Source organism: Ralstonia sp. RRA (assembly GCF_037023145.1).
Classification (GTDB): domain Bacteria; phylum Pseudomonadota; class Gammaproteobacteria; order Burkholderiales; family Burkholderiaceae; genus Ralstonia.
On record NZ_CP146091.1, the window covers coordinates 44,252 to 68,235 of the forward strand.

At 64.9% G+C, this 23,984-nt stretch carries 23 protein-coding genes; 12 read left to right on the forward strand and 11 right to left on the reverse strand.

What is annotated here, in order from left to right; all coding sequences use genetic code 11:
* Positions 1 to 161 precede the first annotated feature (161 nt).
* The 5 genes from V6657_RS00210 to V6657_RS00230 all read right to left on the reverse strand — a co-directional run bounded on the left by V6657_RS00210 (position 162) and on the right by V6657_RS00230 (position 4,638).
* Positions 162 to 1,940, reverse strand: coding sequence for a flotillin family protein (locus V6657_RS00210; protein WP_082170226.1), 1,779 nt, complete (start codon positions 1,938 to 1,940; stop codon positions 162 to 164).
* Between the two features lie 80 nt (positions 1,941 to 2,020).
* Positions 2,021 to 2,677: an OB-fold-containig protein gene (locus V6657_RS00215; protein ID WP_048934455.1), complete on the reverse strand. Its 657-nt coding sequence runs from the start codon at positions 2,675 to 2,677 to the stop codon at positions 2,021 to 2,023.
* The gene (locus V6657_RS00220; RefSeq protein WP_048934456.1) at positions 2,670 to 3,410 is read right to left on the reverse strand and encodes a PspA/IM30 family protein; all 741 of its coding nucleotides are present in this window, start codon (positions 3,408 to 3,410) and stop codon (positions 2,670 to 2,672) included. Before V6657_RS00220 ends, V6657_RS00215 begins: the two co-directional genes overlap by 8 nt.
* A gap of 76 nt (positions 3,411 to 3,486) precedes the next feature.
* Positions 3,487 to 3,981, reverse strand: a complete 495-nt coding sequence (locus V6657_RS00225; RefSeq protein WP_048934457.1) for a hypothetical protein — start codon at positions 3,979 to 3,981, stop codon at positions 3,487 to 3,489.
* A 147-nt stretch (positions 3,982 to 4,128) separates the two neighbouring features.
* Positions 4,129 to 4,638, reverse strand: coding sequence for a MarR family transcriptional regulator (locus V6657_RS00230; RefSeq protein ID WP_048934458.1), 510 nt, complete (start codon positions 4,636 to 4,638; stop codon positions 4,129 to 4,131).
* 121 nt (positions 4,639 to 4,759) lie between these two features.
* Between V6657_RS00230 and V6657_RS00235 the strand changes: the two genes are divergently transcribed.
* Entirely contained in the window at positions 4,760 to 5,347 is a 588-nt protein-coding gene (locus V6657_RS00235; RefSeq protein ID WP_048934459.1) for a nitroreductase family protein, read from the forward strand.
* Between the two features lie 52 nt (positions 5,348 to 5,399).
* Entirely contained in the window at positions 5,400 to 6,317 is a 918-nt protein-coding gene (locus V6657_RS00240; protein WP_048934460.1) for an EamA family transporter, read from the forward strand.
* Between the two features lie 15 nt (positions 6,318 to 6,332).
* Here the strand turns inward: V6657_RS00240 and V6657_RS00245 are convergent, their stop codons facing one another.
* Together V6657_RS00245 and V6657_RS00250 are read right to left on the reverse strand one after the other, a co-directional pair.
* Positions 6,333 to 7,352, reverse strand: a complete 1,020-nt coding sequence (locus tag V6657_RS00245; protein ID WP_048934461.1) for a hypothetical protein — start codon at positions 7,350 to 7,352, stop codon at positions 6,333 to 6,335.
* 320 nt (positions 7,353 to 7,672) lie between these two features.
* Positions 7,673 to 8,617: a M48 family metallopeptidase gene (locus tag V6657_RS00250; protein WP_048934462.1), complete on the reverse strand. Its 945-nt coding sequence runs from the start codon at positions 8,615 to 8,617 to the stop codon at positions 7,673 to 7,675.
* A gap of 92 nt (positions 8,618 to 8,709) precedes the next feature.
* Here V6657_RS00250 and V6657_RS00255 point away from each other — a divergent pair, with 92 nt between their 5' ends.
* Positions 8,710 to 9,999, forward strand: a complete 1,290-nt coding sequence (locus V6657_RS00255; protein WP_048934463.1) for a muropeptide transporter — start codon at positions 8,710 to 8,712, stop codon at positions 9,997 to 9,999.
* A 4-nt stretch (positions 10,000 to 10,003) separates the two neighbouring features.
* Here the strand turns inward: V6657_RS00255 and V6657_RS00260 are convergent, their stop codons facing one another.
* On the reverse strand, positions 10,004 to 11,197 hold the full coding sequence (locus tag V6657_RS00260) for a class I SAM-dependent methyltransferase (protein ID WP_048934464.1): 1,194 nt from the start codon (positions 11,195 to 11,197) through the stop codon (positions 10,004 to 10,006).
* Positions 11,198 to 11,213: 16 nt separating this feature from the next.
* Between V6657_RS00260 and V6657_RS00265 the strand changes: the two genes are divergently transcribed.
* Together V6657_RS00265 and V6657_RS00270 are read left to right on the forward strand one after the other, a co-directional pair.
* Entirely contained in the window at positions 11,214 to 12,029 is an 816-nt protein-coding gene (locus V6657_RS00265) for an SDR family oxidoreductase (RefSeq protein WP_048934465.1), read from the forward strand.
* 21 nt (positions 12,030 to 12,050) lie between these two features.
* On the forward strand, positions 12,051 to 12,443 hold the full coding sequence (locus tag V6657_RS00270) for a dihydroneopterin aldolase (protein ID WP_048934466.1): 393 nt from the start codon (positions 12,051 to 12,053) through the stop codon (positions 12,441 to 12,443).
* On the opposite strand, the gene V6657_RS00275 is transcribed toward V6657_RS00270, so the two are convergent.
* Both V6657_RS00275 and rocD read right to left on the reverse strand, forming a co-directional pair.
* Entirely contained in the window at positions 12,440 to 13,369 is a 930-nt protein-coding gene (locus V6657_RS00275) for an arginase (protein WP_048934467.1), read from the reverse strand. The genes V6657_RS00270 and V6657_RS00275 overlap by 4 nt on opposite strands.
* Positions 13,370 to 13,397: 28 nt before the next feature.
* Entirely contained in the window at positions 13,398 to 14,624 is a 1,227-nt protein-coding gene (gene rocD / locus V6657_RS00280) for an ornithine--oxo-acid transaminase (RefSeq protein WP_048934468.1), read from the reverse strand.
* A gap of 218 nt (positions 14,625 to 14,842) precedes the next feature.
* Here rocD and V6657_RS00285 point away from each other — a divergent pair, with 218 nt between their 5' ends.
* From V6657_RS00285 to V6657_RS00310, 6 genes are all read left to right on the forward strand, one after another.
* A complete protein-coding gene (locus V6657_RS00285) occupies positions 14,843 to 15,769 on the forward strand; it encodes a LysR family transcriptional regulator (RefSeq protein ID WP_048934469.1) in 927 nt (308 codons plus the stop codon).
* Between the two features lie 188 nt (positions 15,770 to 15,957).
* Entirely contained in the window at positions 15,958 to 16,704 is a 747-nt protein-coding gene (locus tag V6657_RS00290) for a TetR/AcrR family transcriptional regulator (protein WP_048934470.1), read from the forward strand.
* Positions 16,705 to 16,752: 48 nt separating this feature from the next.
* The gene (locus tag V6657_RS00295) at positions 16,753 to 17,727 is read left to right on the forward strand and encodes an HlyD family secretion protein (protein ID WP_048934471.1); all 975 of its coding nucleotides are present in this window, start codon (positions 16,753 to 16,755) and stop codon (positions 17,725 to 17,727) included.
* Positions 17,724 to 18,695, forward strand: coding sequence for an ABC transporter ATP-binding protein (locus tag V6657_RS00300; protein ID WP_048934472.1), 972 nt, complete (start codon positions 17,724 to 17,726; stop codon positions 18,693 to 18,695). Before V6657_RS00295 ends, V6657_RS00300 begins: the two co-directional genes overlap by 4 nt.
* Positions 18,696 to 18,697: 2 nt before the next feature.
* Positions 18,698 to 19,864 (forward strand): ABC transporter permease, encoded by a 1,167-nt coding sequence (locus V6657_RS00305; RefSeq protein WP_082170229.1) that lies wholly within the window; start codon positions 18,698 to 18,700, stop codon positions 19,862 to 19,864.
* A 322-nt stretch (positions 19,865 to 20,186) separates the two neighbouring features.
* Positions 20,187 to 21,620 (forward strand): efflux transporter outer membrane subunit, encoded by a 1,434-nt coding sequence (locus V6657_RS00310; RefSeq protein ID WP_137884811.1) that lies wholly within the window; start codon positions 20,187 to 20,189, stop codon positions 21,618 to 21,620.
* 292 nt (positions 21,621 to 21,912) lie between these two features.
* Here V6657_RS00310 and panE read toward each other — a convergent pair whose 3' ends face one another.
* A complete protein-coding gene (gene panE, locus V6657_RS00315; RefSeq protein ID WP_048934474.1) occupies positions 21,913 to 22,866 on the reverse strand; it encodes a 2-dehydropantoate 2-reductase in 954 nt (317 codons plus the stop codon).
* A 166-nt stretch (positions 22,867 to 23,032) separates the two neighbouring features.
* Between panE and ttcA the strand changes: the two genes are divergently transcribed.
* A complete protein-coding gene (gene ttcA / locus V6657_RS00320; RefSeq protein ID WP_048934475.1) occupies positions 23,033 to 23,980 on the forward strand; it encodes a tRNA 2-thiocytidine(32) synthetase TtcA in 948 nt (315 codons plus the stop codon).
* Positions 23,981 to 23,984: the final 4 nt, after the last annotated feature.

Genomic DNA, 23,984 nt, shown 5'->3' on the forward strand with positions numbered 1-23,984 from the left:
AATCGAGCTTGATGAGATCGATTGTCGCGCTGCTTGCGGGTGGGGAATTTGAGGTTTGTGTTGCGGGAAATTACCGCCAGGGGACGGTGACCGCGCGGTATTCGCGCTACAAAAAACGCGCCCGAAGGCGCGTTCTTCCTGAGTGCATTTTTGACGCCGCTTCAGGCCGACGGATTGCTGGTGTCCTGCCCATTACGGACGGGCGCGCCATCGACCTTGTGTGCCGCGTGCGGTTGCGGCGAGACGCCGATCTTCGCCGCATCGGCTGCTGCCGCCTTTTCCTGACCAGCGACGCCCGGCACCAGCCCTTGCAACGACCCGCCGCTCAAGCCGATCTCATTGAGCAGCGAGTCGATCAGCGGCGCGTGGGCCCGATACGACAGCGCGGCAGACATCGCCTGCTCGGCCAGGTTGCTGCCCGTATGTGCGGGGCCGGCACCATCGGCGCCGCTGCCGCCCGTGCGGTTGAGCCCGTCCACCTGAATGATCTTGATGCCGTCGATCGCCTTCATCGGCTCGACGGTCTGCTGGATCACTGCCGGCAGTGCCTGCAGTAGCGCGAGCTTGAACTTCAGGCTGGTCTGGTCTGACGACAGCGCGTTGATGGCGTCGTTCAGCGCGCGTTGGGCTTCGGCTTCGGCCAAGCCCTTTTTGCGGGCGGCTTCGGCCAGTTCCACGATGGCAGTCGCCTGCAGTTGTGCGGCTTCCTTCTCGGCACGCGCTTGTGTCGTAATGTGCACGGCCTTCGTTTCGGCTTCCTGCGCGGCTTCGATCAGCGCCACCTGTTTCGAGCGGTCTGCTTCTGCGGTGCGGCGCGTGGTCTCGACCAGCTGCTCGGCCTTGACGGCTTCAGCCAGCGATTCGTTGGCGCGTGCCTGTGCCTGCGATTGCGCTTCCGACTTCTCGGCAATGACGATCGCCTTGTCCTGTTGCGCGATCTCCGTCACCTTGGCCTGCTCGATGGCGGCCATTTGCGTGACCTTGGTCTGCTCGATCTCCTTCACGCGCACCTCACGCTCGGCTTCGACCTTGCGCGTGCGCACGGCCTGCTCGCGCTGGATCTCGGACTCCTGCACCTGGCGCTCGGCCGCAATGCGGCTTTGCTCGGCTTCCTGATGGCGCTGGGCTTCGAACACGGCAATCCGCGCGCCTTGCTCGGCGGCTCGCGTCTTCACCTGCTGCTCCTGCTCCAGCTTCATGAACGCTTCCTGCTGCTCGATCTCGAGCTTCTTGGAGAGCGCATCGCGGTTCTTCTCACGCACCGACACTTCCGTATCCTGCTCGACCTCGTTGCGCTCGCGGCGGCGGCGTTCGGTCTCTTGCGTGAGCTTGGTCAGGCCTTCGGCGTCGAATGCGTTGTTCGGGTCGAAGAACTCCTTGGACGTCTGGTTGAAGTTGGTGAGCGAGACGCTTTCCAGCTCCAGGCCGTTCTTCGTCAGATCTTCGGACACGGTGTTCTGCACGCCCTGCACGAACTTTTCGCGCGCGTCCTGCAGGTCTTGCATGGTCATCTGTGCAGCAGTCGAGCGCAGCGCGTCGACAAACTTGTCGTCAACCAGCGCGCGCAGGTTCTCGGGCGACAGCGTGCGCTGGCCGAGCGTTTGCGCTGCTGTCGAGACACCTTCCGCCGTCGGCTTGACGCGCACGAAGAACGCCACCACGACGTCAACGCGCATGCGGTCCTTGGTGATCAGGCTGTCACGCGAGGCGCGGCTGACTTCGAGCTTGAGCGTGTTCATGTTGATCGGAATCACTTCATGAAACACCGGTAGCACGATGGCACCCCCGCTCATGATGACCTTCTGCCCGCCAAGGCCCGTGCGCACGAACGCGCGCTCGGCGGAGGCCCGCACATAGAGCCGCGCAAAGATCAGGCCGATGACACACAACGCGATGATGACGGCGAGCCCCAGGGCTCCCCAGTAGATGATGGCGTCCATATTGATTTTTTGACTCCCTTGAAGAAAGGAACAGCGGCGCGTCTCAGGCTTGCTTCGCCATCGAGGCGAGGTGATGCGGGTTACAGCAGATCAGGATGCGGGTTGGCGATGACACGGTAATGCGAGCCCGATACGCGCGAGACCAGCAGGACGGTGGTCCCGCGTGCAAACGACTGCTCGGGCTCGTCAGGTTCAACGCGCACGTAGTGCGGCTGGCCGAATTCGTCGACGAGCTTGGCCTCGGCGGGTACCCCTTCCGATGCGGTGCCGGTGACGATCTGCGCAGTGCGGCCGATGAAGGCCTCTTCCGACACCGCCGTCGTTTCGTTCTGCGGCAGGTAGCGGCAGATCAGTCCGCCCATCTGGCGCACGAACGGCAACGCGCCGGCAGCTGCCAGGATGGCTGCAAAGCCCGGCGGCGCCATCCAACCAGTGAGGACGCGCAGCACCTGCTGCAGCGACAGCCCCACCACCGCAAAGCCGAGCAGGAACAGGATCAGCACCATCAGCAACGGAATGCGGCCGACATGCAACCAGCCGAGGAACTGGCCGACCGCGCCCGGTTCGGCGCCTGTGTCACCGTGGTCCAGACCGAAGTGCGTGACCAGCAGATTGCCGGCGTGCTCGGTCAGGCTCAGCCCCAGCAGCAACGAGAGGCTCTCCAGCGCGCCAATCACCACCATCAACCCAATGGCAACGACGAAGGGTGCGTTGCCGGGCAGCAGCAGATCACTCATGGCTGTCGATGGCTCCAAGTTGAACCAGTGACGACGGCGCGGCGGCATCGGCCTGGCCAGTGCGAGCATTCTTCAGGCGGGCAAGCCTCTCGCTTACGCGCTCGGCCTTGTGAATGGCTTCCAGCCGCTTGAGCAGGAGCGGATCGGCAGAGGATTTGCCGGTGCCGAGCCCCAGTGCACCGGTCGCGCCGGCCATGGTGCGGTTGAAGCCGCTCTCCAGTTGTTCGGCGCGGGTGCCGACCGTGGAGCCCGCGGCCGATTCCGTCTGCGACATGCCTTGCACCGCCGCGCGGGCCGCAATCATCTCGTTGAGCGCGGCCTCCATTTCGGCACGCTTGGCACGCAGGCCGAGCAGGTCCGACTCGGCGGTCTGGGCACGCTCATTGGATTCCTGCAGTGTCTGGTACAGCGCGCCGAACTGGTCTTCCAGGTCGATCTGCCGTTCTGCACCGGCGCGGGCAGCGGCATCGTCGCCCTTGGCCAGCGCGGTGGCGGTCAATTCGGTCAGCCGCTCGATTTCGTTGTTGATGCGCGTGATGGCCTTGCCGGCCTGGTAGCGCGCAGCCTCGTGCTTGCCCAGTTCGTTGCGGGCCTGTGCGATGACCTCGTCGAACTCGCGCAGGTATTGCTCGGCCACCGCTTGTGGGGCGCGGCTTTCCAGCGAGCTGACAAGTGCGTGCACGTTGGCGCTCAGCAGCCGCTTGACGCGGGTTCCCAGGCGATCGGTTGTCATGGTGCTTGGCTCCTTTCCAGGCAAGAACAGCGGGGGCGGGGCGATGTGGAAATGCGTAGGAATGACGGGCCTTCGCTCAGGAGGGCTCGCGCGCAGGCTGAATGATCTGCGCCAGTTCCTGAACCTCGGCCACGTAGGGGTTGAGTACCGTGCTCTGATACACCGGTGGGCGCTGGGTGACGGCCAGGCGCAGCAGGCCCAGCAGGATGCGCATGGCCTTGGCGGTCAACCGTGCTTCGAGCTCTACCGCCGTCTCGGCCAGCCGCTTGCCTTCCGGTGCCGACGTGATCAGGGTCGCCATGAGTTCCGGCAACTGCGCGGCCAGCAGCGACACGATCTCGGAATGGCTGTGCGAGGTGTGTTCGTGGGTCTGGACGGCGTCTTGCAGTGGGCGGACCTGTTCGCGCAGCAGCGCGACGCAGCTTGCGAAATCGTTCTCTCCGCCAGCGCGCCGTTTGGCCTCGGACAGCAGCGCGCGAATCTTGTCGCTCGGGCTGGAGGCGCCGGCCAGTTGAAGATTCGACAACCACGCGAGGTCGTCTTCAGGAATGCGTACGGATACGGTTTGCATGACAGGACCCACTCTCAAGCTCGCTTGCAAACCAATATAGTACAAACGCATACAAACGTATACGAATGCAATTGCCTCTTGAGATACAAAAAAAGCGCGTCCTAAGAATAGGCGCGCTTTGCTGATTCCGCTGGTTCGGGTGGCGTGTCAATCGGCCCCGCCAATCTTCCCGAGCAACTCCCGCAACATCGCCCGCTCGGCCTGGCTCAGCGCCGCGAGCATCCGTTCCTCCGTCTCCACATGCGAGACGACCAAGCCGTCGACCAAGGCGAAACCGTCGTCGGTGAGCACGATCTGCAGCCCGCGCCGGTCATCCGGATCGGTCTTGCGGGCGATCAGGCCGCGCTTTTCCAACCGGTCGAGCCGGTTGGTCATGGCGGAGGTGGACAGCAACATGTCTTTGGCCAGCGCGGAGGGCGACAGCGCCTGCTCCCGGCCATTGCGGCGCAGCGTGAGCAGCACGTCAAAGCCGGCCATGTCCAGGTCGGCGCTGGCGATATTGGCAATCACGCCCTGGCGTAGGCGTTCACCTGCGCGCCAGACCTCGCCGCAGACGGCCATCGGGCTGGCGTCGACGTCCGGGCGCTCGCGCCGCCATTGCGCGAGGATGCCGTCCATCGGTCCCCCTTGTGTGGGTGTGGGATCACCTTGACCCATCGAAAACCTCGTCCTAATATTTCGACATCAAACTATTTGATATCAAGATTCTTGGAAGCGTATCGGGTTTGCCGGTACGAAGCAATCGGGCATCCCGCCGCACTTTTACATGAGAGCCATCATGACTGAACGACTTGCCGATCACCCGATCGATCCGCTGTTCCTGGCACGCTGGTCGCCGCGCGCCTACGACGGCCAGCCCATGCCCGAGGCCGATCTGCTGCGCATTCTGGAGGCGGCACGCTGGGCGCCTTCGGCCTACAACTACCAGCCATGGCGCTTTCTTTACGCCCGCCGCAACGATGCGCACTGGACCGAATTCGTCAGCCTGCTCGTACCCATGAACCGTGATTGGGCGCAACACGCCTCGGCGCTGATCTTCGTGCTGTCTGACACGCGTATTCACCGCGATGACCCAGCCAGCGCAGTGCCGTCGCAGACGCACAGCTTCGATGCTGGTGCCGCATGGGCGCAACTGGGGCTGCAGGCGGTCAGCCTCGGCTACCACGCGCGCGGCATGGCGGGCGTGGACTACGAGCGGGCGCGTGCCGTGCTGCACGTGCCGGAACGCTTCCGCATCGAGATTGCTGTGGCTGTAGGCCGCCGCGGCTATGTGGCGTCGTTGCCGGCACCGCTGCAATCGGTGGAAGGCCCCACGCCGCGCAAGCCGATCAGCGAACTGGCGTTCAGCGGGCGTTTTCCAGGCTGATTTCTCTTATCTATTTAATTCGATATCAAATTACGTGACGTGGAGATTCATCATGCCGTTCAACCGCCTGACCGCAATGCTGGCCACCGCCGTGGCGCCCATGTTGTGGGGTACGACCTATCTCGTCTTCACGCAGACGCTGCCGGTCGACCACCCGCTGCTGGTGGGCGCACTGCGTGCGCTGCCCGCTGGTGTGTTGCTGATGCTGCTCGGCCCCGGCTTGCCGCCGCGCAACAAGCTGCTGCCACTGCTGTTTCTCGGGCTGGCCAACATCGGGGTGTTCTTCGCGCTGCTGTTCGTAGCGGCGCAGCGCCTGCCGGGGGGCGTGGCGGCAACGATCATGTCTGCGCAGCCCCTGGTGGTGGCGTTGCTGGCGTGGCCGCTGCTCGCACGTAAGCCGCGTCCGGTGCAACTGGTGGTGGCGCTGGCGGGGTCGCTGGGGGTGGGGCTGCTGATTCTCGGGCCGGCGGCCAAGCTGGATGCGATTGGCGTGGCGGCGGCGCTGGCCGCTGCGCTGTCGATGGCAATGGGTACGGTGCTCATCGAGCGCTGGGGCCGCATCGGCACGCCGCTGGCCGTGGCCGCCTGGCAACTCGCGCTGGGTGGGTTGGTGCTGCTGCCGGTCGCGTTGTTCGTGGAGGGGCTGCCGCCTGTGCTCACGGCGCGCAATGCTGTTGGCTTTGCGTACCTGATCGTGATCGGCACGGCGCTGGGCTACTGGCTGTGGATTCGCGGTATCGGTGTGCTGGGCGCGGACGTGACGTTTCTCTCGCTGCTGAGCCCGCTGACAGCGACTGTGCTGGGTGCGCTGGTGCTGGGCGAGTGGTTCAGCCCGGTGCAGGCGGGTGGCGCAGTGCTGATTCTGGGGGCGACGGTGGCGGGGATGGCGTTGTCGCGCCGCGCAAAGGCGAGCGCACAAATAGAAAGCCCCGCAAGGCCAGGAGAGCCTGCGGGGCCGATAGTGCGGTGATGCTGTGCGCAGTGCTTATTTGACCGACTTCAGGTCTTGCGAGAACGTCTTCACGTAGTTCGCCGGAGCGGTGTCCTTGTAGGTGTAGTTCTGGTCGCACTTGACGGTGCGTTGGCCAGCGACGTCCCACCAGCAGCGCATATCGATGCCGTACGTACCACTTGGCAGATTGCCATCTGTGGACTTCGTAATCGATTGCACGTGGTGGATGCGCAGCGCGTTGAACGTGCCGGAAGCGATCGTCACCGGCTCATAGGCTTCCACGGTCGAGGTGGCGTTGACGGTTTCCTGATAGCCGGTGTCGCAGCTGTACGTCCATGCCGACGTCCATGATTTGTTGACCGACAGGGGGAAGCTCACCAGCGTGCGCTTCGGGGTGTACGTGCAGATGCTGCCGTCCGTACGCTTGCGCTTGATGCGGTTGCCGTCAGCATCTTGCGTGTAGGTTTCGTCGGCCACGCCGTCGACGGTTGAGGGCATCGTGGCATAGCCCGTCGTGCTGTCGACGTTAGTCGTCGTGTTCACGCGCTCGTGGACTTCTGGCGCGCCACCGCTCAGGCGTGCGGTCGTTTCCGTCCAGGTTGTGACACGGCCAGCGGTTTGCGGCGCGCCGGAGGTGTACTCATGCGGCGTCACCGTCACCGTCAGCTTGGCCGACTTGCTCGCATCCTTGGCCGACGTCGCGGTGATCGTGAACGTGCCACCCGGCGGGCTCATCAGGCCGGCCGTCCAGCTTTGTGTGCTGGCACCCTTGACTGAGACCACGGTATTGCTGGTCGCGTTGCCTGATGTCCAGTTGACGTCGCCGGTCGTGTCCAGACGCAAGTCTTGGCCCGACTTGACCGTCAGCGCGGTGGTCTGGCCGCTACCCGCGCTGAACGATTGCACCTTCGTGCCGCCGACGGTGGCACTCATCGTGAAGCCATTCGGATCGGCAAAGCCGCCGTTGCTGCTGCCACCATCACCGCCGCCGCCACAAGCGGCCAGCGCGCACGCCAGCACGATTCCCGTGAATCCCTTGCCCCAAGTATTCATTTCTTCTTATCCCTGATTTTTGTGGAGATTTGTGTGCAGTAAAGCTGCGGGGCGCAGCGTACAAGGCGGGCATTATTGTTTTCTTAGGATTTCCTTATGGAAATGGCGATCCCTACTAGCTGGTGGGCTACGCGGGTTTTCTGCAGCCGAGCGTCAGCAGCGTGATCGTGCCAAATAAAAACCCCGCGAAACCATTCGGTTGGCGGGGTTGCTGGGTTTTGGCGAGCCGGCGCGCTGGATCGTCGTCGCGATTTTGACGCGGGATTGGATAAAGCAAAGCGTCTCGGAAAACGGACACGCATTGATTAACGTTTGATTATCTAAGGCCGCACCATCGGCCGCATCGGCGCCTCATCCCCATTATCAACAGGTGCCGCCCCCAGATACTGCATGTTCGACCGATAGGCCGACAGCTTGGCCATCGGCATTTGCATGGCGTCGGCAAACAGCGGCAGCGTTTCCGGTAGATGGCGCGAGAGCACCACCATGCGCGTGCGCCCCGACGGGTGCGTGGAAAGAAACTGCTTCTGCTCCGCCCCGCCGATCGAGCCCATCTTCTGCCACAGCGTGAGCGCGGCACGTGGGTCGTAGCCGGCGCGCGAGGCGATGTCCATGCCAACCAGGTCGGCCTCGGTTTCTTCTGCGCGTGAGAACGCCAGCAGGTGCATCTTGGCGCCTTCGCCCAGGTCCGTGTCGCCGCGGTTGCCGAAGCCGAAGAGCTGCGAGATGACATTGGCGCCCAGGTTGGTGATCTCGCGCTGGCCAGCGCGGGCGCGGGCGTGTTCGCGCAGCGCATGGGCGATCTCGTGCCCGAGCGCCATGGCGAGTTCGTCATCGGTCAGCTTGAACTGTTCCACCAGCCCGGAGAACACGGCGATCTTGCCGCCCGGCATGCAGAACGCATTCACCTGGGAGGCGCCGATCAGGTTGACCTCCCACTGCCAGTGGGCAGCGTCGGGGTTCCAGCGCGGTGCCTGCGGCGTGAGCCGCTTGACGATGGCGCGGATGCGGATCAGGTCCGGCACGTTGTCTGGGGCAAGCGCCCCTTCGTGCGCAGCGTTGCCGATGATGCCCTTGTATTCGGCCTGCGCACGTTTCTCGATTTCCTCGGCCGGAATGACGAGGCGGACGTTGGGCGAGGTGGTGGTCGGCGCTTCCAGCTTCACGCCGTCGGCAGGCACCGGCAACGGGCCGTCCATGGCGGTGGCCCATGTGGCCAGGGTGAAGCCGGCGATTGTCAGCAGGGCGCGTGAGACACGTGGCATGGAAGCAGTGAGCGGAATCGACTGAGACATAATATCGGCCAACGCACCCGCCCACGCTACGTGGCAACCCGCATCGCATCTCCGCCCGCCGCATGACCTTCCACGATTACCTCGACATTTTCCGCAACCGCCGCATCGGCGCGATGCTGATGCTGGGCTTTGCTTCCGGCCTGCCGCTGGCGCTCACCTCGGGCACGCTGCAGGCGTGGATGACGGTGGAGGGGCTGGATATCCGCACCATCGGGCTGTTCTCGCTGGTGGGGCAGGCGTACATCTTCAAGTTTCTGTGGGCGCCGCTGATGGATCGCTTCACGCCGCCGCTCATGGGCCGGCGGCGCGGCTGGCTGGTGCTCACGCAAGCCGGGCTGGTGGTGTCGATTGCCGCCATGGCCTTCACCCCGCCGCATGCCGCGCTGTGGGCGCTGGCCGGGCTGGCGGTGCTGGTGGCGTTCCTGTCGGCGTCGCAGGACATCGTCTTCGACGCGTACAGCACCGATGTGCTGCATGCCAGCGAGCGCGGTGTCGGCGCGGCCGTGAAGGTGCTCGGTTACCGGCTGGCGATGCTCGTGTCAGGCGGCCTGGCGCTGTATCTGGCTGATCGTGTGATGGGCTGGAGCAACATGTATTTGCTGATGGCCGGGCTGATGGCGCTGGGCATCTTCACCACGCTGTGGTCGCCCGAGCCGGAGGTGTCGGCGCGCCCGCCGCGCAGCCTGCAGGAAGCGGTGCTCGGCCCGCTGAGGGATTTCTTCTCGCGCCGTGGCGCCTGGGCGCTGCTGGCGCTGATCGTGCTCTATAAGCTGGGCGATGCATTTGCGCTCAGCCTGTCGACGACCTTCCTGATTCGCGCCGTCGGTTTTTCGGCCGGCGAGGTCGGTATCGTGAACAAGACGCTGGGGCTGGCGGCCACCATTGTCGGCGCGCTCTACGGCGGCACGCTCATGGTGCGCCTTGGGCTGGTGAGGTCGCTGCTGCTGTTCGGCGTGCTGCAAGGGGTGTCCAACCTTGCCTACTGGGCGCTGTCGGTCAGCCCCAAGCACCTGTGGAGCATGGCGCTGGCCGTCGGCATTGAAAACCTCTGCGGCGGCATGGGCACGGCGGCGTTTGTGGCGCTGCTGATGGCGCTGTGTAACCGGTCGTTCTCGGCGACGCAGTACGCGTTGCTGTCGGCGCTGGCCTCCATCGGCCGTGTGTACGTCGGGCCAACCGCAGGCTACCTCGTGGCAGCCTACGGCTGGCCGACCTTCTATCTGATGTCGGTGGCGCTGGCCTTTCCAGGCGTGGCGCTGCTGTGGTGGATGCGCGGCACGATCGGCCGCTACGAGGCCGAGCAGAACGAACGCGCGTTGGAAGCCAAGGCCGCCAAGGCAGCGTCCGCCTGATTGGCTAGCCTAGGCGGTTCGAGCGGTCGGCATCCGCAAAGCCGGCCAGCGGCAGCGCCGCATCGATGCCCTTGCCCAGCGCGATGGCCTTGAACAGCTCGCCCATCTCCGCTTCCGAGAGCAGCTTCTGCACGGCATTTGCGGCCGGCAGAAATTGCATCGGATCGGATGGGTCGAGCGTCATCAACAGCTCCCCCACACCCGCGCTCAACAGGAAGCGCGCCTGGCTCGTGTAGCCGAGCAGTTCCAGCCCAGCCTCGTGCCCCGCTTGGGCAATCCCCGAAAAATCGACGTGCGCAGTAATGTCCTGCAGGCCCGGCAACCAGAATGGGTCGTCGTGTGCGTGCTGACGGTAGTGGCACATGAGCGTGCCGTTGGCGCGATGTGCGTGGTAGTACTCGGCTGCGGGGAAGCCGTAGTCGATCAGCAGCAGCAAGCCGCGCGCGAGCGCCGTGCCCGTGCTGCGGATGAAGCCCTCGGCGGCTTCGTGCGATTCGGTGATGACGTCGTCCGTGCCGGGCAGGGCGGCGAGCTTGGCGGGCACCTCAGACGGATCGGCGAGACGGTCTTCCCACTGCAGGCCGTTTTCGGCGTCGAGCACCACACCGCGCTGGTGCCACACGCCACTACGCCGCGCCCACAGCGACACGGGCATCGCATCGAGCACTTCGTTGCCGACCATCGCGCCGGTAAACGGCGCGGGCAGCGTGTCGTGCCACTGCGCGAGGGCGCCCAGTTCCGGCCCCAACGCGGCCAGCCGTTCCTGCTGGCGCTGGCGCAACTCGCCGGACAGTTCGACGATGCCGTAGCTGTCGGGGCGCATACCCAGCGCATCGAGTTCGGTGAGGATGTCGGCGGCCAGCTTGCCGGTGCCGGCACCAAATTCCAGCACGTGGCGCTGGCCCTCGGGCAGCGTTTCGAGCACCTGTGCGATCTGATGTGCGACAGTGCGGCCGAAGAACGGCGTCAGTTCGGGCGCGGTGATGAAGTCTCCGCCGTCTTCCACGCGGCGGCCGAACTTGGCCGCGCCGCCGCTGTAGTAGCCCAGGCCCGGCGCGTAGAGCGCCAGTTCCATGTAGCGATCGAATGCCAGCCAGCCGCCGGCGGCCGCAATGGCGTCGGCGATCAGGGCGAACAGGTGCGCGGATTGCGCCTGCGCCGCCTCGTTGGGAAGCGGTAAACTCATGGTTTTGCTCATTGCCGGATTGTAAACAATGGCGCAGACGCCGACTCAATCGAATGCCGCATCAACCGCACCAGCCCGCATTGCGCTGGTGACGGGCGCCGCCCGCCGCGTGGGCCGCGTGATTGCCCTGGCCCTGGCCCGCCACGGCTGGGATGTGGCTGTGCATTGCCACCGCTCGCGCGCCGAGGCCGATGCCGTGGCCGCCGAGATCACCGCCATGGGCCGCCGTGCCGCCGTGCTGCAGGCCGACCTGTCGGATGAGGTCGCTGCCGGCCGCCTGATTGGCGACTGCATCGCTGCACTGGGTACGCCCACGTGCCTGGTCAACAACGCGTCGCTGTTCCAGTACGACGTGGCGACCAGCTTCAGCTACGCATCGCTCGATACGCACATGCGCACCAATGTGGCAGCGCCGCTGCTGCTGTCGCGCGAGTTGCATCGGGCGCTGGTTGCCGAGCAGCCCGACAGCACCGCCGTGCGTGGCGTGGTCATCAACCTGCTCGATCAGAAGCTCGACAATCTGAACCCGGATTTCCTGTCGTACACGCTATCGAAGGCGGCGTTGTCCACCGCGACGATGCAGTTGGCGCAAGCGCTGGCCCCCGCGCTGCGCGTGGTGGGCGTGGCCCCCGGCATCACCATGGTGTCGGGCGACCAATCGCAAGGTGGGTTTGCGCGCGCGCATCAGATGACGCCGCTGGGCCAGTCGTCCACGCCGGAAGACATTGCCGAGGCGGTGTGCTACCTCGCCACCGCACGTGCCGTGACCGGCACCACGCTGTTCGTCGACGGAGGCCAGCACCTGATGCCGCTGGCCCGCGACGTGATGTTCCTCACTGAATAATTTTTCCCCCGGACGCCTCTCATGCTTTCCCTGCTATCCCACCCGCGCCTGTCGAACTGCCGCCGCATGTTTTTGCGCAACTACGAGGTGCAGATCAACATTGGCGTGCACGACTTCGAGAAGAAGGGCGAGCAGCGCGTCCTGATCAACATCGAGCTGTACGTGCCGCTGGAATACTCGTCGCCCACGCAGGACAAGCTGCATGAAGTGGTGGACTACGATTTCATGCGCGATACCGTGGCGCGCCGCATGGCGCAGGGCCACGTTCACCTGCAGGAAACGCTGTGCGATGACGTGCTGGCGGCGATGCTCAAGCACCCGCACGTGCGCGCCGCCCGGGTGTCGACGGAGAAGCCGGATGTCTATCCGGATTGCGAATCGGTGGGCGTGGAAGTGTTCCGCATCAAGGATTAAGCAGCACTCGCATATTCACGGCGCTGGGCGTGCAACGCGCCCGCGACGCTGCCCAGCAGGTCGAGCGCCAGGTGCGCCGTGATCCCGCCCTTGTCATGGCGCGGGTTGTATTCCACCAGTTCGAATGCTGCAAATCGTGCGTCGCGTGCGCAGGCGGCCAGCGCTTGCGTCATGCCCTGCGCGGTGAGCCCGTCTGTCTCGGGTGAGCCCACACCCGGTGCCACTTCGGGGTCGAAGGCATCCAGATCCAGCGTGACGCCAAAGGCCGCCGTGCCTGACGTGACCAAGCGGATGGCGTCCGCCATCACAGCACGCAAGCCGTTGCGTGCCACTTCAGCGGCATCAATCACACGCACGCCCAGCAGATCGAGCAGCGCGCGTTCGGCCGGCTCGTAGCTGCGTGCGCCAATCACCACGACGTGTTGCGGCAGCAGTTTGGGCGCGGCATCGCGCACCTGCGTGAGCGCCGGTGCACCGTGGCCGAGCAGCGTTGCCAGCGGCATGCCGTGGATCGCGCCCGAGTCGCTCGTCTGCGGTGTGTGACTGTCGAGGTGGGCATCGATCCAGATCAGGCCGAGCGGGCCCTTCGGGCGCAAGGCATGCGCGACACCCGACCACGTGCCGATCGCGCACGAGTGATCGCCGCCGATGACGACCGGCACGTGCCCTTCGCGCACGCTGTGCGCCGTCGCATCGGCCAGCGCACGCGAGAAGCCCGCCACGCCCGGCAGCGCTGCCAGCCGCGCAGACCGGTTGTGCCCGGCCGACGTTGCCAGCTCGATGTCGTGGACCAAGCCACCGTGCGTATCCGGCGTCTGCAACCGCGCCAGCGCGCCGGCCTGCAGCAGCGCACGCGGGCCGTCCTTGCAGCCGTCGTCTTGCGCGCCGCAGCCGATGGCCGCGCCGATCAGGTCAATGATGGTCATGTGTTGCTCCCCTTGATGCAGTCGTCGTTCATGCCGCTTTGCGGCGCGGCCAGTCGGCCAGCGTGCGGCGGATCACGTCGCGCGCCAGCTCCAGTTCGGCCTGACCGATCACCAGCGGTGGTGTGAGGCGGATCACATTGCCGTAGGTGTCCTTGGACAGCACGCCGTGTTCGGCCAGCGCCACGACAAAATCGTGGGCTTCGATGTCGGCGTCGAGTTGCAGGCCGATCATCAGGCCGCGGCCGCGCACTTGGCGCACGCCGTGCCCGACCAGCGTTTTCAACTCGGCGATGAAGGCGTCACCCAGGCGCGCCGCACGCTGCGGCAGTTGTTCTTCGATCAGCAAGGCGAGTGCCGCGCGGCCGATGTGCGCTGCCAGCGGGTTGCCGCCGAAGGTCGAACCGTGGTCGCCCGGTTGGAACACCCCGATGACCGACTCGCGCCCGGCAATGGCCGACACCGGCACCATACCGCCGCCCAATGCCTTGCCCAGCACCACCAGATCGGCCTCCACACCTTCGTGCCAGCTCGCCAGGACATCGCCGGTGCGGCCCAGGCCGGTTTGTACCTCATCGCAGACCAGCAACACGTTGTGCTGCGTTGCCAGTTCCCGCGCGAGTGTCAGGTAGCCCGGTGGTGGCACCACGATGCCGCCTTCGCCCTGTATGGGCTCCATCAGGATGGCACCCGTGTTGGGTCCGATAGCGGCGCGCAACGCATCGGCATCGCCAAACGGGATGCGCCGGAAGCCCCCCGCGAACGGCCCGAACCCGTAGCGATACTGGTCATGCGACGAGAAGCCGACGATGGTGGTCGTGCGGCCGTGGAAGTTGTTCTCGAAGACGATGATCTCGGCCACGTCGGGCGCCAGGCCTTTCACATCACGCGCCCATTTGCGGGCGGCCTTGATGGCGGTTTCCACGGCTTCGGCGCCGGTGTTCATCGGCAGCGCGCGATCCATGCGCGTGATGCGGCACACGTCAGCCAGGAAGGGGCCGAGTTCGGTGTTGTGGAAGGCGCGCGAAGTGAGCGTCAGCCGGCCGGCTTGCTCCACAAGCGCCGCAACCAGTTTGGGATGCGAGTGCCCGAAGCTGGCGGCTGAATACGCCGACATCATGTCCAGATAGCGGCGACCATCGGTATCGAACAGCCACACACCTTCACCGCGTTCCAGCATGACCGGCAGGGGCGCGTAGTTGCGCGCGCCGTAGGCGGCTTCCAGGGCATAGCTCGGATGTTGCAGTGCGGTCGTCATGATGGCCTCCGGGCACGTTGGTCGTTCACTTGCGGCGAATTCTGCGATCTGACAAACTCAAAATCAAATCGAATGTTTTTGGTTTTTCGATCCAAAAATTTGATCAATTAAGGAGCCGCTCACAACGCTCTCCTGGCTAGGCGCGCCGACGTAGGCAGTACTGAAGTACGACAAGTCGGCGCAACGACGCCAGGGGAGCGTTGTGAGCGGCGATGCCCATGTCCCACTCGCCGCTGCGCTATCTGCATAGCTTCCTGACCGTCGCCAACGAGGGCAGCTTCGTGCGCGCGGCTGACCGCCTGGCCGTGTCGCAGCCGGCGCTGTCGTACCAGATGCGGCAGCTGGAGCAATGGCTGGGCGTGCCCCTGTTCGAGCGCTCGGGGCGCAAGCTCGTGCTTACGCGGGCCGGTGCTTCCGTGCGTGCGTGGTGCCGTGATGCGTTTGCCGGGCTGGATGAATTGCGCGCCGCACTGCACAGCGGCGAGATGGAGCGCGTGTCGCTCAAGCTGGCCAGCGGCTCCAGCTTCGGGCGCTATGTGCTGATGCCGGCACTGCTGACGCCGTCGCCGGAATCCGACGCGCCGTTGCTCGACGATGTGCGTCTGGAGCTGGCGTTCGGCAGCGATGACGAAGTCTTCGGCCATGTCGAGTCCGGCCGCGCAGACCTTGGCTTTGTCTACACACCACGCACTTCACGCCTGTTCGAGCACCACGCTGCCTACACCGAGGAGTTCGTGCTCGCGTGCAGTGCGCGCGCGCTGCGTGAGCAGGGCGCCCCGCGCACGCTGGCTGACTGCGCTGCGCTGCCCTTCGTCACTTATGACGAGTCCGATGCGGTGTACGGCCTGTGGTTCAAGGCGCTCTTCCGCCGCTTGCCCGAGACCACCGTCAGCGCGCACCACGTGTCGGACCTGGAGGAGGTGAGTACGCTGGTGGAGGCGGGCGTGGGCTGGTCCGTGCTGCCGCTGCATGCCATTCAGGAAGCGGTGGAGCGCGGACGCCTGCAAGTCGTGCGGCCGACGACAACGCGGCGCTGCCTGAACACCGTGTTTGCCGTGCGCCGCACGTCGAGCTTCCCGAGCGAAGCGCAGGATCGTCTGCTCGTACGCCTTGCCCAGCTCGATGCCGCAACCGCGAATGGCTGAGGCGAGAGCCGCGTCGAAGCGGATGCGGCTGTCGTAGCGGCAGTGCTGACGCTATCCCGGCTCCGCCTTGCTTCCAGCCACCGTACGAGTCTCGCTCGCCTCCCCGAATGCGCAGTCGATCTCTCTGAGTTGCTCGGCACCGTGTCCTTGCCTTGAAATTAATTAATTCGACAATTAATATTCGGCGCATGGCAACACGCAAACCTTCCCCACGCGGCCCAGGCCGTCCCCGCCGACGCGATGGCGCGACGCCGGACGACCTGCGCGACCGCCTGCTCGACATGGCCGTGACGTTGTTCGCACGTGATGGTGTCGGCCCGACCACGCTCGCCGCCATCGCGCGCGAGGCTGGCGTGACGGCGCCGATGGTGCACTACCACTTCAAGACGCGCGATCAACTGCTCGACGCGGTGGTGGAGGCGCGCATCCGTCCGCTGATCGATCAGGTGACGGGGCCGGCGCTGGAACGCATTGCCGACGACAGTCACTTGCCTGACTTGGCGCAGACGATTGCGGGCGTGGCGCAGCGCATGGTGGCGATGGCGGCGAGCACGCCGTGGTTTCCGACGCTATGGATTCGCGAGATCGCCAGCGAGGGTGGTCAGTTGCGCGAGCGTGTGTTTGAGCGCATCGCACTGGAGCGCGCCAAGCTGATCGTGGGGCGCATCACCCGAGCGCAGGCTGCCGGAGCAGTGAACCCCGCCTTGCAGCCGCCGCTGTTGATGCTTTCGGTGATCGGCCTGGCGATGCTGCCGCTGGCCACGCGGCCGCTTTGGGGGCGCTTGCCTCTGGCAGATCAGGTGGATGACGAGGCCATTGGCCGGCATGTGGCGGCGCTGTTGCTGCACGGCATCGGCCCGGGCGCAGCGGCAGCGGACGCTAGTGGCAAGACAGCCAAGACAGCCAAGGCAGCCAAGAGCAAGACGCACAAGTAGGGCATAGCAACGGATCAATCGCATCAATCCATTCCGGCGGAGCACGGTATGCGGCAAGTGTTGTGGAACGGTAGAACGGCGTGTCTGGTCGCGGTTGCGGCGGCAGTTGCAGCGTTGAGTGGCTGTGCGAAGCAGGACGCCAACACCTATCAAGGCTATGTAGAGGGCGAGTTCGTCTATGTCGCCTCGCCCGTAGGCGGGCGGCTGGACCACCTGGGCGTGCAGCGCGGGCAGACCGTCAGTACTGGGGCGCCGTTGTTCGTGCTCGAGTCCGTCGATGAAACCGCGGCGCGCCAGCAGGCGGCGGCGCAGTTGCAATCGGCCGAAGCTCAACTGGCCGATCTGAACCTCGGCAAGCGTGTGCCCGAAGTGGATGCCGTGCGTGCGCAGTTGGCGCAGGCGGTGGCGGCCGACAAGCTCTCGGCCATCCAGCTCACGCGCGACGAAGCGCAGTTCCGCGCGGGCGGCATCCCGCAGGCGCAGCTTGATACCAGCCGGTCCACCGCGCAGACCAACGCGCAGCACGTGCGCGAGCTGACCAACCAACTGCGCATCGCTCGACTGCCAGCACGCAATGACCAGATCCGCGCGCAAGCGGCACAGGTTGAGGCCGCACGTGCCGCCGTCGCGCAAGCGCAATGGCGGCTCGACCAGAAGGCGCAGAAGGCGAGCCAAGGCGGCCTTGTGTTCGACACCCTGTATCGAGAAGGGGAATGGGTGGGCGCCGGCAGCCCGGTCGTCCGCATGCTGCCTCCGGCCAACGTGAAGGTGCGCTTCTTCGTGCCCCAGGGCGTGGTTGGTTCGCTCAAGCCGGGGCAGGCGGCGCGCATTCACTGCGATGGCTGCGCGGCAGATGTGAACGCCACCGTCACCTACGTTGCCAACGAGGCCGAGTACACGCCGCCCGTGATCTACAGCAACACCACGCGCGACAAGCTCGTCTTCATGGTGGAAGCGCGTCCCACGGCGGCCGATGGCCCCAAGCTGCGCCCGGGGCAGCCCGTTGAGGTGACGTTGCCATGACCACCTCGGGCCATCACAACGACGGCGGTGCGAGTGGGCGTGACTACGCCATCGACGTGCGCGTACTGAACAAGCACTTCGGCGACAAGCACGTCGTGAAAGACCTCTCCATGCAGGTTGCGCGCGGTGAGATCTTTGGCTTTCTCGGGCCCAACGGCAGCGGCAAGACCACGTCGATCCGCATGATGTGCGGGCTGCTTACGCCCGACAGTGGCAGCGGTACGTGTTTGGGCTACGACATCCTCAAGGAGTCCGCGCAGATCAAGCGCCGCGTCGGCTACATGACACAGCGCTTCTCGTACTGGGATGATCTGTCCATTCGCGAGAACCTCGACTTCGTTGCGCGTCTGTATGAGATGCCGAACCGGCGTGAGGCGGTGGATCATGCGCTGGAGAACCTTGGTCTCGCCTCGCGTGCCAAGCAACTGGCGGGCGCGTTGTCGGGCGGCTGGAAGCAGCGGCTGGCGCTGGCGGCCTGCATGCTGCATCAGCCAGAGCTGCTGCTGCTCGACGAACCGACCGCCGGTGTCGACCCGAAAGCCCGCCGCGATTTCTGGGAAGAACTGCATCGTCTTGCTGCACAAGGCATCTCGGTGCTGGTCAGCACGCACTACATGGATGAGGCCGAGCGCTGCCACAAGCTTGCTTACATCGCCTACGGTGAACTGCTGGCGCAAGGCACCGCCAGCGAGGTGATTGCCAGCCAGCGGTTGTCAACGTGGTCGGTGATGGGCGGCAATCTGGTGGACCTGGGGCGCAAGCTCGAGGGCCAGCCCGGTGTGGACCAGACCGTTGCGTTTGGCTCCGTGCTGCATGTGACGGGCGCCGATGCGCAGGCGCTGGAGGCCACGCTGCGCGGCCTGGCCAGTGAATCGGGCGTGCGCGTGGAGCCCATCGACACCGGCCTGGAAGACGTCTTCATCCACATGATGCGCGGCTCGTCCGACAACTATGGAGCGCAGCCATGAGCATCACCCTCAACGGCAACCGCTTTTCGTTCCAGCGCTGGTGGAGCGTGGTGCTCAAGGAGTTCCTGCAACTGCGGCGCGACCGCGTGACGTTCGCCATGATGATCGGCATTCCGATCATGCAGCTGGTTCTGTTCGGTTTCGCCATCAACAGCGATCCGAAGCACCTGCTGACCGGTGTGATTGCGGCGGATCAGAGCGAGTTCACGCGCAGCTTCCTGGCCGGCATGCGCAACTCCAACTACTTTGACCTGGCCAAAACCTTGCCCGACGAAACGGCGGGGCGCGAGGCGCTGGCTAAGGGGCAACTGCAGTTCGTGGTCTCCATCCCGCCGGACTTCACGCGCAAGCTGGTGCGCGGCGAGAAGCCCTCGCTGCTGGTCGAGGCGGATGCCACTGACCCGGCCGCGACAGGCCTGGCGGTAGCCTCGCTCTCACAACTGGTGCAAGGCGTGGTCGACAAGGACATGAAGGGCGCGCTGGCACCGCTGGCTGGCGGCACCGGTGGTGCGACGAGCAACGCACCGCCATTCGACGTGCGCGTCCACAAGCTCTACAACCCGGAAGGCGTCACGCAGTACAACATCATCCCCGGCCTCATGGGCACCATCCTCACGATGACCATGGTGATGATGACGGGCCTGGCCATGACGCGCGAACGCGAGCGCGGCACCATGGAAAACCTGCTCGCTACGCCCGTGCATCCGCTGGAGGTGATGACCGGCAAGATCGTGCCGTACATCTTCATCGGGCTGGTGCAGGTGACCATCATTCTGCTGATGGCGTACTTCGTGTTTCAGGTGCCGTTTGTCGGCAGTGTGTGGATGGTCTACGTGTCAGCGCTGCTGTTCATCGTGGCGAGCCTGACGGTGGGGATCACGCTGTCGTCGCTCGCGCAGAACCAGTTGCAGGCGACGCAGCTCACGTTCTTCTACTTCCTGCCGAACATCCTGCTCTCGGGGTTCATGTTTCCGTTTGTGGGCATGCCGAAGTGGGCGCAGGTGATTGGCAACCTGCTGCCGATGACGTACTTCAACCGGCTCACGCGTGGGATTTTGCTCAAGGGCAATGGGTGGTTTGAGCTGTGGCCCAGCATCTGGCCGTTGATGGTGTTTACGGTGGTGGTGCTGGGTATTGCGTTGCGGTTTTATCGCAAGACGCTGGATTGAGGTGGCGGCCATGCATATGTTTCTGATGTTTCGCAGTGATGGCCGTGGTGGTCCATCCCTTGTTTCATCCCCTGCCGGGGCTGACTCACTTTTCTTTGTCTTGCCAAAGAAAAGTAAGCAAAAGAAAGGCGCGCCCGAGATGGCGAAAGACTCCTTGAATTTCCGTAACCGGGCGGAGACGGGAAAAACTCGCTTCGCTCAAACAGTTTCCCGTCTTTTTTCCGCCCGCTTACGAAAATTCAAGGCGCCATCTAGGGCAGGGTACGGCCAAACCGTCAGTGGGCATGTGTTGGCGCTTGGGCAATTGCAGGTGGCGCGTGCGTTGGGCTTGAGTACGGTGCTGGCTGTTGCATTGGCGATGAGCGGTTGCGCCGTCGGCCCCGACTTCAAGACGCCCGCTGCACCCGTGGCCTCGGGCTACTCGGCGCAGCCCGTGCCGCGCGAGACGGCGTCGGCGCCCGTTCCCGGTGGTGAAACGCAGCATTTGGCGGACGCCAATGTGCCGGCCGATTGGTGGCACCTGTTTCAATCTCCAGCGCTCGACGCGCTGGTCGATGAAGCGTTGCGTGCCAGCCCATCGGTGACACAAGCCGAGGCACGCCTGCGCCAGGCCCAGGCTGAAGCCGAGGCGCAATTCGGCTATGCGCTGCCCACGGTGGATGGCACCGTGTCTGCCGTGCGCCAGCAAGTCAACCCGGAAGCGTTTGGTTTCAACACACCCAAGCCGGGGCCGTTCACGTTGTACTCGGCATCGCTGTCGGTGTCGTATGCGTTGGACATCTTCGGTGGCGTGCGCCGGGCCTTGGAAGCGTCGCGTGCGGAAGTGGATACGCAGCGCTATGAGTTGGAGGCGGCACGCCTGGCACTCGCGGGCAATGTGGTGACGTCGGTGGTGCGCATCGCCTCGCTCGATGCGCAGATCGCCACCACCCAGCGGTTGGTGGCCGAGCAGCGCAGGCAACTCGAGATTACTGAGCGTCGCTTGAACCTGGGTGGTGTGGCGAACGTTGACGTGCTCTCGCAACGCACCCTCGTCGCGCAGACGGAGGCAACCCTGCCACCGCTCGCCCAGCAGGCTGCGCAGATGCGGCATCGGTTGTCGGTGCTGCTTGGTCGTGAGCCAGGGGCAGGGCTGCCGGACTTGCCCACGCTCGATGCCTTGCGCTTGCCTGACCCGCTGCCCGTGTCATTGCCATCGACGCTCGCACAGCGCCGACCCGACATCCGCGCCGCCGAGGCGATGTGGCACCAAGCGAGTGCCAATGTGGGTGTTGCCACGGCCAACCTGTTTCCGCGGATCACCTTGTCCGCAGGGCTGGGTTCTGAGACGACGGGTTTCCGTAATGTGCTGGGCGCCGGCTCCAGCATCTGGAACCTGGGTGCCGGGCTCACGCAGCCGATCTTCCACGGCGGCACGCTGCGCGCCAAGAAGCGTGAGGCTGAGGCGGCCTATGACGCAGCAGGCGCGGCGTACAAGCAGACCGTGTTGCAAGGCTTGCAGGAAGTGGCCGACGCCCTGCACGCCGTACACAACGACGCGCAAGCACTGCAGGCGCGAGCACTGGCAACCGATCAGGCCCAGCAGACATTGCAAGCCGCCCAAGCTCGCCACGCCGCCGGTGGCATCAGCACGCTCACGCTGCTGGACGCACAGCGCCAGGTTGATCAGGCAACGCTGCAACAGGTACAGAGCCGTGCCGATCGTCTGCTGGACTCCGCCGCCCTGATGCAAGCACTAGGTGGCGGTTGGCAGTAAAGAGATGAACTTTGCCCCAACACCTGCCTCCAGGTGGTTTGGCCGTACCCTGCCCTAGATGGCGCCTTGAATTTCTGTTGCAGGGAGGAAAAAGGAAGGGGAACTGTTTGAGCGAAGCGAGTTTTCCCCTTCCCCTCCCTGCGACAGAAATTCAAGGAGGGTGTCGCCATCTCGGGCGCGCCTTTCTTTGCTTACTTTCTTTGGCAAGACAAAGAAAGTGAGTCAGCCCCGGCAGGGGATGAAAGGGAGGTGAACCACCAAGCCCCAACCCTCCCCAAAAAAACACCACCGCTCAAACAGCAGGCCGCAACAACCGCTGCTGATACGCCTGCAAATGCGCATAAGCCACCCGCAGGAGCGAAACATCCACCCCCAGCTTGCGCCCCCGCTGCAGCATGTCCCCGACGATATGCGCCGCCTCCACGCGGCCACCGTTTTCCAGATCCCGCAGCATGGATGCCGTCAGCGGTGACCCCACCTGCGTCAGCACCAACTGACCACGCTCACGCGCCTGCGTACGGATCGGATACCCCGATGCAGCCGACACCGCCTGGCACGCCGCAAACATTTCCTCGTTCAGCGCACGACCCTCATCCGTGGCAACGATCTCGCCCACGTTGGCCCGCATCAGGCACGTCATCGACGCCAGCGAGGTCAGGAAGACAAACTTCTCCCACATGTCCTGCATCACATTGTCGGCCAGCACCGAGTCAAAGCTGGCCGTGGCGAACACGTTGCGGATGGCCTCGGTGCGCGCACGTGGGGCATGCGGCGTGCGCTCGCCAAAGGTGATGGACTGCGCCGCCGGGCCTTGTCCAAACCCTAGGTGCAGCACTGCACCGTCAGGCGCAGTGGTGGCGCTGATGTGGCACAAACCACCCAGCACACGCGATTCCCCAAACGCAGCATCGAGCCGCTCCAAGTGCGCCAGCCCATTGAGCACCGGCAGCACGACAGTGCGCTCGCCCACCGTGGGGCGGATCGCGGCAATTGCGTCGTCCAAGTCATAGGCCTTGCAGCTCAGCAGGATGAGATCGGCATGGCCCCAGGCGCTAGCCTCGTCGGCGGTGATGATCTGGACGGGCAACTGCGCATCGCCCGCCGGGCTGCGGATCACCAGACCTTGCGCGCGCAACAGTGCCGCCCGCGCCGGGCGTACCAGAAAGGTCACGTCTGCGCCGGCCTGGGCGAGCCGTCCGCCGAAATAGCCGCCGGTGCCGCCGGCGCCGAGTACCAGAATCCGCATTGCTGTCTCCATGTTGGGCAGGGGATGAAGCAGACGATTCTAGGCCGGTTCGTCCAAGCCTGCAGACGGTGCCCCCGCAGGCTGCCGGGGCACGCTAAAATACTGATTTTCCTCACGATTTGACGCCCGTTCGGCCATTATTCAGCGCTGGCGGGGTCAGCATGCCATGACGTTTTCCAATAACTTCCACCGCCTCGAAACCCGCCTGCAGTCGGCGGTCGGTCGCGCCATCGGCGACTTCAAGATGATCGAGGACGGCGACACCATCCTCGTGTGCCTGTCCGGCGGCAAGGACTCATACACGATGCTGTCGATCCTGATGGCGCTGCAAAAGCGCGCGCCCGTCAACTTCAAGCTGATCGCCATGAATCTCGATCAGAAGCAGCCCGGCTTTCCGGAAGACGTGCTGCCCAATTACCTGAAGAAGACGGGGGTGGAGTACGTGATCGTCGAGGCGGACACGTATTCGATCGTCAAGGAGAAGGTGCCCGAGGGCAAGACCACGTGCTCGCTGTGCTCGCGCCTGCGCCGGGGTGTGATCTACCGCACCGCCAAGGAACTGGGCGCCAACAAGATCGCGCTGGGCCACCACCGCGACGACATCGTCAACACGTTCTTCCTGAACATGTTCTTCGGCGGCAAGATGAAGGCGATGCCGCCCAAGCTGGCCACCGACAACGGCGACCACATCGTCATTCGCCCGCTGGCCTACTGCGCGGAAAAGGACATCGCGTCATACGCGCGCGCCATGGAGTTCCCGATCATCCCGTGCAACCTGTGCGGCTCGCAGGAAAACCTGCAGCGCAAGAAGGTCAAGGAGATGCTGCTGGAGTGGGAGCGCCAACATCCGGGCCGCACCGACAAGATCTTCGCGTCGCTGCAGAACGTCGTGCCTTCGCACCTGGCCGATACGGAGCTGTTCGACTTCAACGGCCTCTCCACGGGCCTGGCCAAGATCGGCGAGGACTCGCTGTTCGGCCAGACCTCGTACGATCAGGCGCCGCTGGTGTTTGCCGGCTCGCATGACGACCGCATCGAGTTCGTGCGCTTCGAGCGCAATTCGGAGCGCAAGCCCGCCGATACGGCCGCCGCTGACGAAGCCGCCGCGAACTGATCGC

Bases quoted from the DNA above. Each gene is read 5' to 3' on its own strand.
- V6657_RS00260 (WP_048934464.1), bottom strand. From the start codon at position 11,197: ATGAGCAAAACCATGAGTTTACCGCTTCCCAACGAGGCGGCGCAGGCG.
- panE (WP_048934474.1), bottom strand. From the start codon at position 22,866: ATGCGGATTCTGGTACTCGGCGCCGGCGGCACCGGCGGCTATTTCGGC.
- V6657_RS00215 (WP_048934455.1), bottom strand. From the start codon at position 2,677: ATGAGTGATCTGCTGCTGCCCGGCAACGCACCCTTCGTCGTTGCCATT.
- V6657_RS00275 (WP_048934467.1), bottom strand. From the start codon at position 13,369: ATGACCATCATTGACCTGATCGGCGCGGCCATCGGCTGCGGCGCGCAA.
- V6657_RS00245 (WP_048934461.1), bottom strand. From the start codon at position 7,352: ATGAATACTTGGGGCAAGGGATTCACGGGAATCGTGCTGGCGTGCGCG.
- V6657_RS00270 (WP_048934466.1), top strand. From the start codon at position 12,051: ATGCTTTCCCTGCTATCCCACCCGCGCCTGTCGAACTGCCGCCGCATG.
- V6657_RS00230 (WP_048934458.1), bottom strand. From the start codon at position 4,638: ATGGGTCAAGGTGATCCCACACCCACACAAGGGGGACCGATGGACGGC.
- V6657_RS00210 (WP_082170226.1), bottom strand. From the start codon at position 1,940: ATGGACGCCATCATCTACTGGGGAGCCCTGGGGCTCGCCGTCATCATC.
- ttcA (WP_048934475.1), top strand. From the start codon at position 23,033: ATGACGTTTTCCAATAACTTCCACCGCCTCGAAACCCGCCTGCAGTCG.
- V6657_RS00220 (WP_048934456.1), bottom strand. From the start codon at position 3,410: ATGACAACCGATCGCCTGGGAACCCGCGTCAAGCGGCTGCTGAGCGCC.
- V6657_RS00240 (WP_048934460.1), top strand. From the start codon at position 5,400: ATGCCGTTCAACCGCCTGACCGCAATGCTGGCCACCGCCGTGGCGCCC.
- rocD (WP_048934468.1), bottom strand. From the start codon at position 14,624: ATGACGACCGCACTGCAACATCCGAGCTATGCCCTGGAAGCCGCCTAC.
- V6657_RS00250 (WP_048934462.1), bottom strand. From the start codon at position 8,617: ATGCCACGTGTCTCACGCGCCCTGCTGACAATCGCCGGCTTCACCCTG.
- V6657_RS00300 (WP_048934472.1), top strand. From the start codon at position 17,724: ATGACCACCTCGGGCCATCACAACGACGGCGGTGCGAGTGGGCGTGAC.
- V6657_RS00225 (WP_048934457.1), bottom strand. From the start codon at position 3,981: ATGCAAACCGTATCCGTACGCATTCCTGAAGACGACCTCGCGTGGTTG.
- V6657_RS00235 (WP_048934459.1), top strand. From the start codon at position 4,760: ATGACTGAACGACTTGCCGATCACCCGATCGATCCGCTGTTCCTGGCA.
- V6657_RS00295 (WP_048934471.1), top strand. From the start codon at position 16,753: ATGCGGCAAGTGTTGTGGAACGGTAGAACGGCGTGTCTGGTCGCGGTT.
- V6657_RS00285 (WP_048934469.1), top strand. From the start codon at position 14,843: ATGTCCCACTCGCCGCTGCGCTATCTGCATAGCTTCCTGACCGTCGCC.
- V6657_RS00255 (WP_048934463.1), top strand. From the start codon at position 8,710: ATGACCTTCCACGATTACCTCGACATTTTCCGCAACCGCCGCATCGGC.
- V6657_RS00290 (WP_048934470.1), top strand. From the start codon at position 15,958: ATGGCAACACGCAAACCTTCCCCACGCGGCCCAGGCCGTCCCCGCCGA.
- V6657_RS00265 (WP_048934465.1), top strand. From the start codon at position 11,214: ATGGCGCAGACGCCGACTCAATCGAATGCCGCATCAACCGCACCAGCC.